This is a genomic window from Polaromonas sp. A23, assembly GCF_002001015.1.
Taxonomy (GTDB): Bacteria; Pseudomonadota; Gammaproteobacteria; order Burkholderiales; family Burkholderiaceae_C; genus Polaromonas.
This window is the reverse complement of record NZ_MUNO01000044.1, coordinates 1-7208: the sequence shown is the minus strand read 5'-3', so window position 1 is coordinate 7208 and position 7208 is coordinate 1. Positions and strand designations below refer to the sequence as shown.

Annotated in this window: 7 protein-coding genes; all 7 read right to left on the bottom strand. The window is 60.6% G+C overall.

The features are described from left to right. Positions 1-773: 773 nt before the first annotated feature. Positions 774-2501, bottom strand: coding sequence for a flotillin domain-containing protein (locus tag B0B52_RS19185; protein WP_254425775.1), 1728 nt, complete (start codon positions 2499-2501; stop codon positions 774-776). A gap of 88 nt (positions 2502-2589) precedes the next feature. After that, positions 2590-3210: a YqiJ family protein gene (locus tag B0B52_RS19180; RefSeq protein ID WP_077595280.1), complete on the bottom strand. Its 621-nt coding sequence runs from the start codon at positions 3208-3210 to the stop codon at positions 2590-2592. Positions 3211-3220: 10 nt separating this feature from the next. Further along, entirely contained in the window at positions 3221-3886 is a 666-nt protein-coding gene (locus B0B52_RS19175; RefSeq protein WP_077595279.1) for a PspA/IM30 family protein, read from the bottom strand. A 14-nt stretch (positions 3887-3900) separates the two neighbouring features. Beyond that, positions 3901-4377: a hypothetical protein gene (locus tag B0B52_RS19170; protein ID WP_077595278.1), complete on the bottom strand. Its 477-nt coding sequence runs from the start codon at positions 4375-4377 to the stop codon at positions 3901-3903. A gap of 56 nt (positions 4378-4433) precedes the next feature. Beyond that, positions 4434-5273, bottom strand: coding sequence for a tryptophan 2,3-dioxygenase (kynA, locus tag B0B52_RS19165; RefSeq protein ID WP_077595283.1), 840 nt, complete (start codon positions 5271-5273; stop codon positions 4434-4436). Between the two features lie 2 nt (positions 5274-5275). After that, positions 5276-6550 carry a kynureninase gene (kynU, locus tag B0B52_RS19160; protein WP_077595277.1) on the bottom strand — a complete coding sequence of 425 codons (1275 nt, stop codon included), beginning with the start codon at positions 6548-6550 and terminating at the stop codon, positions 5276-5278. 7 nt (positions 6551-6557) lie between these two features. Further along, a complete protein-coding gene (gene kynB, locus B0B52_RS19155) occupies positions 6558-7199 on the bottom strand; it encodes an arylformamidase (protein ID WP_077595282.1) in 642 nt (213 codons plus the stop codon). Positions 7200-7208: the final 9 nt, after the last annotated feature.

Here is a 7208-nt window from a genome sequence, read left to right as displayed (position 1 = left end):
GTTCGGTTGGGGCGGGATATGTCGATGAAGCTGCTGGGTGAGCGCTTGCTGGATGTGCCATGGCTTTATGGTGGACCCTGATCTGCTACTTAATTTGTAGCTGATGGCGACCGGGGAATAAAGGGTACATGCCTTTTTCTTAAAAATTTTGGGCATTTCGAGCTCTTCTGGCGTGAATCTGTTGGTGAAATGTGCTTCTTGCCCTTATTCTGCGGGCGCGAGCAGCTATTGAATTAATAGCAAAACTTCCCCGGCCTTGTCATCCCGGACTTGATCTGGGATCCATGCGGGCGGTCCTCCAACGCCACACTTTCCACCGTTCGGGCTGAGCTTGTCGAAGCTGCCTTTGCTTCCTGCGTTGGAGGTTTGCCAACAAGCCGGGACTCGCCCCGGCGGGCGACTCACTTTCTTTTGCTTCGCCAAAAGAAAGTAAGCAAAGAAAAGGCGACCCGATGGTCTGGGTCCTTCCGCTTCGCTCCAGGCAACCTGCGGTGCTCGCCGAAAGCGGGGTCGAGCTCGAACTCGCTTCGCTCAGACAATCGCTCGCCCTGATCCGTTTTCGGCTGCGCTCCTCGGCCCAGCCCGACGGGTGGGGGAGCGAATTCGGATACGGGATACGGGGAGGCATGACGCGCTTTGCGCGTCATGCCGGATCACGGTATTTCGTGTTGGACAGCCTGAATGGATGGCGCTCTTAAGCACTCATAAAAAAACCGGAGGTCCCTTTCGGGGCGCTCCGGTTGGATGCTTTTAGACCGGTACGCGCAGCTGTCTCAGGATTTCGGCTCGGAGTGGGGCACCGCTGTTGTCGATGCGTGCACTTGGGGCATGGCCACCATCGCCGCTACCGATTCGGCGATACCCGTCAGCGAGGGGTTGCTCAAACCGGCATCTTTCATGATGGCATCGACAATCGGTTTTGCAACCTGGTACTGAAGCGCTGAATTGACCACCTGTTCAGGGAGCGTGCCGCCTTGGCCGCCGGAACTGTTACCCGATGCTCCCGCGCTGCCGCCGGAGCCGGTGCCCGTCGGCATGCCATTGACCTGAAACAGCCGGATGGATTCAATTTTCTCCAGCGGTTTGACCGACTGCTGAATGATCAGCGGCAGTGACTGGATCAATTGCATACGCACCGCCAGGTCAATCTGCGCTGCACCAAGGCGATTTTTTGCTTCGTTGATGGCGGCGATACCTTCAGCTTCAGCCAGTGCTGCTGCTTTTTTGGCATCGGCCTCAACTCGCAGAGCGAGTGCGTGGTTTTCGGCGGCTTCGCGTTCCGCTTCAGCAGCAACGGTGATGGATATCGCTTGTTGCTGAGCCTCACGCGTGGCATCAATCAGCTGAATCGATTTGCCACGTTCCGCAATGGCGACTTCCCGGGCGGTGTTCACGAGCTCTTCCGACTTGACCGCTTCGGCACGGGCGGTATTGGCCGCCGCATCGGCTTGCGACTGTTCTTGAGATTTTTGAGCGATGGCGATGGCTGCGACCTGATTCGCGATTTCAATCGACTGGCGTTGCTCCGCCTGCTTGACCTTGGTCTCGCGGTCAGCCTCGATCTGCTTTTTCTGAACAGAAAGATTCTTGTCGATTTCTGCGTTATTGACTGTCCGGTCTGCTTCGATGCGACGTTCCTTCACAAGGCGGTCTGCGTTGATGCGCACTTCTTCGGCTTCGCGCTGGCGCTCTGCTTCGATTTTGGCGATGGTTGCAGTCTGGTCGGCCTTTGCGTTAGAAATCTCCTGCTGCTGGGTCAAGGTCGCGAATTCCTGCTCTTTGGAGATGGTCAGCTTCAGGCGTTCGGCTTCGAGGTTTTTTGTGCGGACCTGGACCTCGGTGTCCTGCTCAATGTCGTTGCGCTGTTTGCGGCGGCTTTCAGTTTCTTCGGTCAACCGGGTCAAACCTTCTGCATCAAAGGCATTGCTGGGGTTGAAAAACTCTTTGGCGGTCTGGTCCATGCTCGTGAGCGAGACCGATTCAAGTTCCAGGCCATTCTTCTCCAGATCTTCGGCCACGGCGTTCTGCACGGCCTGGACAAATTCCCGGCGCTTGTCCTGCAACTCGCGCATCGACATGGTCGCCGCGGTAGCGCGCAAGGCGTCGACGAACTTGTCTTCCACCAGGACCTTGAGTGCCGCCGGCTCCATGGTTTTGCGCCCCAGGGTCTGGGCCGCCGTGCTGACAGATTCAGCGGTCTGCTTGACACGCACGAAGAAGGCCGCGGCCACATCCACACGCATGCGGTCCAGCGCGATCAGGCTCTGCTCTTCGCGTCGCGAGACTTCGAGCTTGAGCGTGTTCATGTTCACAGGAATGGTTTCATGGAAGATCGGCAGCACGATGGCGCCGCCGTCCATGATTACTTTTTGGCCACCGAGGCCGGTGCGCACAAAAGCGGTTTCCTTGGTGGCGCGGTGGTAAAGCCGCGCGAAGATGATACCGATCAGCAGCAATGAGAAAAATACCAGCGCTGCGGGAACCGCTATGTTGATAAGCATGTCAATCACGATTTACTTCCTCCGGTTGTTGTTTTTGGCCGGCCGCCAGGGCCGGGTTTGTCATTCACTGCCAGTTCTTTGACTGGTTTCACAAAAGCTCAGGATGCGGGTTGCGTATGCACTTGAAGCGGGCGCCGGCTTTGCGCACCAGCACGATGGCCGTGCCCTCGTCCAATGTCTGCTCCGCGATGTCCGGTTCGACCATCACGTAGTGCGCACGGCCGTTCGCATCGCGAACCTTGGCCTCGGCAGCCACGCCGTCGCGCGCATGGCCTTTGACGATGACGCCGGCGCGGCCTATCAGGGTCTGCTCGCTCACCGCGCTGGTTTCGTCACCGGGCACGATCTTGGCCAGCAGTCCCCCCACCCCATTGACCGTGGAGATGCCCGCGAGGAAAGCCGGGATGCTTGCCAGCCATGCGGGCAGCAGGGAGCCGGCCACGCCGTGAGCGACCGACTGGATCACGTAGCCCGAGACAGTGAAACCCGCCAGAAAAAGTATCAGCAGCACAAGCAAAGGCACCTTGCCGACATGCAACCAGCCCAGCGCGCTTTCAGCGCCGTCCGGCACATCAGGCAGCAGACTTTCGAGCATGTGCGAGGGACTGTGCGCCAGCATCAGCCCAGCCCCCTCCACAATGCTCAGCCCGACCATCACGGCCAGCGCGGCACCGAAGGGCCAAGTTTCCGGTGCGGTGAAGATAATCATCGCGCCGGCCTCAATGGCTCGCCTTGAGCTGGGCCAGGCGCTCGCTTATCTTGTTGTCCCGCACGAGCTGGTTCAGTTCGTTGAGTTTGGCGGCCTGCTCCAGTCCACCGCTGCCTGCGCCGTTCAGGCCGGTCTGGCGCCGGAAGGTGCGGTCAAACGCCGACTGGGCGGAGTTCATTCTGGCTTCGGCAGTGGCGGCGGGGTTCTTGCGCAGATTGCTGGTTTCGGCAAGGCGGCGTGATGCCTCGAAGTCCTGGATGGTTTTCTCCATCTCGCGCTTTTTGCCCATCAGCGCGTCGACGAAACCGGACAGCTCCTTGTCCTGCTGGCTCATTTCACTGAGGCTGGTTTCCAGAATTGGTAATTGGGCTTCGATGTCGAGTTGGCGGGCGATCGCCTGTTTGGCCAAATCTTCGCGATTTTCGGCAATCGCGGTGGTCACGGAAACCGACAAGGCATCGTGCTCCTTGTTGAGTTGCAGATGCTGCTGCTGGGCAAGATGCCGGTTTGCAACGATGCGCCCGAGTTCGGCCCGGACCTCGTCGGTTACCTGTTCGACTTCTCGCACTGACTGCTCGAGCAGTGCGACAGGCGCTGCATCTTCTATCTTGTCGAGCAGTGCATGCGCGCCGCCCGCGATCACACGGGTAACCCGGGTACGTAAGTTATCGGCCATAAAAACCTCCCTTTTTAGCGTGGTGACGAAATCAGTTGCGCCAACTCGAGCACCCGAGTTGAATTATCAAGGATGACTTTTTCATCATAAGCGGCGGCGCGTGTGGTAACTGCTTGCCTCAGCAGCGTTTCTGTCAGCTGCATGGTGCGTTTGACCAGCACAGCTTCCAGCTCCCGCGCGCTGTTGGGGGACGACGCCTGGCTGGCGTGCAGCATGGCAATCAACGCAGGAAGATGCTCCATGAACGCCGCAAGCACCTCGGAGTGCTGGCCGGTTTTGCGTTCGAGCTGGGCGATCTGTTCGCGTGTATTGCGGCCCAGGTCGCGGTACATGGACAAGGCATCGATGTAGTCGGTGTCGCCGTCGTGCATGCGCTTGAGGTGGAGCACGGCGACGCGGAGTTTGTCACTCAGGGTTGTCGCGTCTTCCAGCGGAAGCGTTGACAACCACTCGTAAAGATCGTCGGGGAGACGGGCGGAAATTGGTACCATGTTGACGATTGTATTCAAATGAATACGTTCGTCAACAACTAAATGAATGCCCGATTTCAGAGGTCCGTACGCAACTTCCAGATCTCCGGAAACAACACCACATCCAGCATCTTGCGCAGGTAACTCACGCCACCGGTCCCACCAGTCCCCCGCTTGAAACCAATCACCCGCTCCACCGTTGTCACATGGCGGAAGCGCCAGAGGCGGAAGGCGTCTTCGAGGTCAGTGAGTTCCTCGCCAAGCTGGTACAGGTCAAAGTATTTCTTCGGGTCGCGGTAGACCACCAGCCAGGCCTGCTCCACTGCGTCGCTTTCCACATAGCCCTGGGTCCAGTCGCGCTGCGTGTGGCTGGCAGGCACGGGCAGGCCGCGGCGTGCCAGCAGGCGCAGGGCTTCGTCGTAGAGGGAGGGGGCTTCGAACGCGGCCTGCACTTGGGCCAGCAGATCGGGGCGATGCGCGTGCGGCTTGAGCATTGCTGCGTTCTTGTTGCCCAGTGCGAACTCGATGCAGCGGTATTGCGCGCTCTGAAAGCCGCTGGAATTGGCAAGGTAGGGTCGTATTGCGCTGTACTCGGGCGGCGTCATGGTGGCCAGCACGTCCCAGGCGTGTACCAGCTGTTCCATGATTCTGCTGACACGGGCGAGTTTCTTGAAGGCGTCGCCTAGTTCGTCAGCCGCTACATTCGCAATCGCTGCGCGTAGTTCGTGCAGCATCAGTTTCATCCAGAGTTCGCTGGTCTGGTGTTGCACGATGAAAAGCAGTTCGTCGTGGGCGGGGGAGAGCGGTTTCTGTGCGCCGAGGATCGCGTCGAGCTGCAGGTAGTCGCCGTAGCTCATGTCGCGGCTGAAGTCGAGTTGCGCTTTTTCGTCGATGACGATTTTTTCGGGGGTAGTCATGATCAAGTTACCGCGTGCTTCTGGTTGAATTCGGGTCGTTTCCACGCGTCGGTTTCCAGCACCTGCTTCATATGCTCCACGGCATGCCAGACGTCCTCGAAGCCGATGTACAGCGGCGTGAAACCGAAGCGCAGGATGTCGAGGTGCGCGGCGCCATCACCGGCGCGGAAGTCGCCAATCACGCCACGCGCAATCAGCGCCTGCACGATGGCGTAAGCACCTTCGCTGCGCGAGAGACAAACCTGTGAGCCGCGGTGTGCGTGCGCACGTGGTGTGACCAGCCCGAGGCCGTGGCCGGCGCAGCGTTCTTCCACCAGAGTGATGAAAAGATCCGTCAGCGCCAGTGACTTGCTGCGCAGCGCGGTCATGCCGCCCAGGGCCGCGGCGGCACCGAACACGTCCAGCCCGCATTCGAGAGCGGCCAGGCTCAGCATGGGCTGGGTGCCGCACAGATATCGCGTGATGCCCGGTGCGGGGCTGTAGCCGGGCGTGAACTCGAACGGTGCGGCGTGGCCCCACCAGCCGGACAGCGGTTGCCGGAAACGGTCGGTGTGCCGGGGATGCACCCAGACAAAGGCCGGCGCGCCGGGCCCGCCATTGAGGTATTTGTAGCCGCAGCCGACGGCAAAGTCGGCGTTGGCACCCTGCAGGTCTACCGGCACGGCGCCCGCGCTGTGCGCCAGGTCCCATACCGCCAGAACCCCCGCTGCGTGCGCCGCCTGCGTGAGTGCCGCCATGTCGTGCATGGCGCCGGTGCGGTAGTTCACGTGGGTCAGCATCAGAACGGCGGTGTCTTGCGTCAAGGCCGCAGTGATTTGATCGGGCTCGACCAGCTGCAGCCGGTAGCCGCGTTCGCGGCACAGGCTCTCGGCGATGTACAGGTCGGTCGGAAAGTTGCTGCGTTCGCTGACGATGGTTTTTCTCGATGGCGCATCTTCGGCGGCCATGTTGAGTGCGGCACTGAGTACCTTGTACAGATTGACGGAGGTGCTGTCGGTGGCCACCACTTCGCCGGGGCCGGCGCCTATCAGCGGCGCAATCTTGTTGCCCAGGCGCTGCGGCATGTGGAACCAGCCGGCGCTGTTCCAGGAGCGGATCAGGTCCTGGCCCCATTCCTGGGTAATGACATTCGCAATGCGTGCTGCGGCGCTTTTGGGCAGCACACCCAGGGAATTGCCGTCCAGGTAAATCACGCCTTCGGGCAGCACAAATTGGTCTCGTAGCGGGCGCAAGGAGTCGCCGGCGTCGAGTGCGCGGCAGTCGGTCAGGGTGGTCATGGTTTTCTCAAAATGCGGCGGCATCGGGAAGCTCGCGCAGCACGGCGCGAACAGGCGAGGCGTCGGCCTGGGTTAATTTCAGGGGCAGGGCGATCAGTTCGTAGTCGCCTTCCGGCACATCGTCGAGCACCAGGTTTTCCAGCACGCGCAAGTCGTGCTTCAGCAGCAGGTGGTGGCTGGGCAAGTCCTGGCTGGCGGCGGGGTCGACGCTGGGCGTGTCGATGCCGATAAGCGCTATGTTTTTAGTAGCTAATAGCGCAAGCGTGGCGGGTGCGATGGCCGTAAATGATGCCCAGGACTGGCTGGCAGCCACCGAGGTGCGCAGAAGCACGCGGGTCGGCAGCTTGTCCAGCGCATGGGCGATGTGCTGAGGCTCCACCAACGGTCCGCAGTCCAGGCAATGGATGACGCGGCAGCGCCCCAGGTAGGGCTGCAAGTCGACGGCACCAATTGCCGGCTGGCCATTGGCGTAGTGCATGGGTGCATCGGCATGCGCGCCGGTGTGCGGCGAGAAGGTGAGGGTGTTGACGTTGACCGGGCAGCCGGGTTCCAGCGCAAAGTGCAGCTTCTGCGAGTAGGCTGCATCGCCCGGAAACACGGCGGCGTGCTCGTCCACGGCGGGCGAAATGTCCCATATTTTCAGAGGCATGGCTGCACC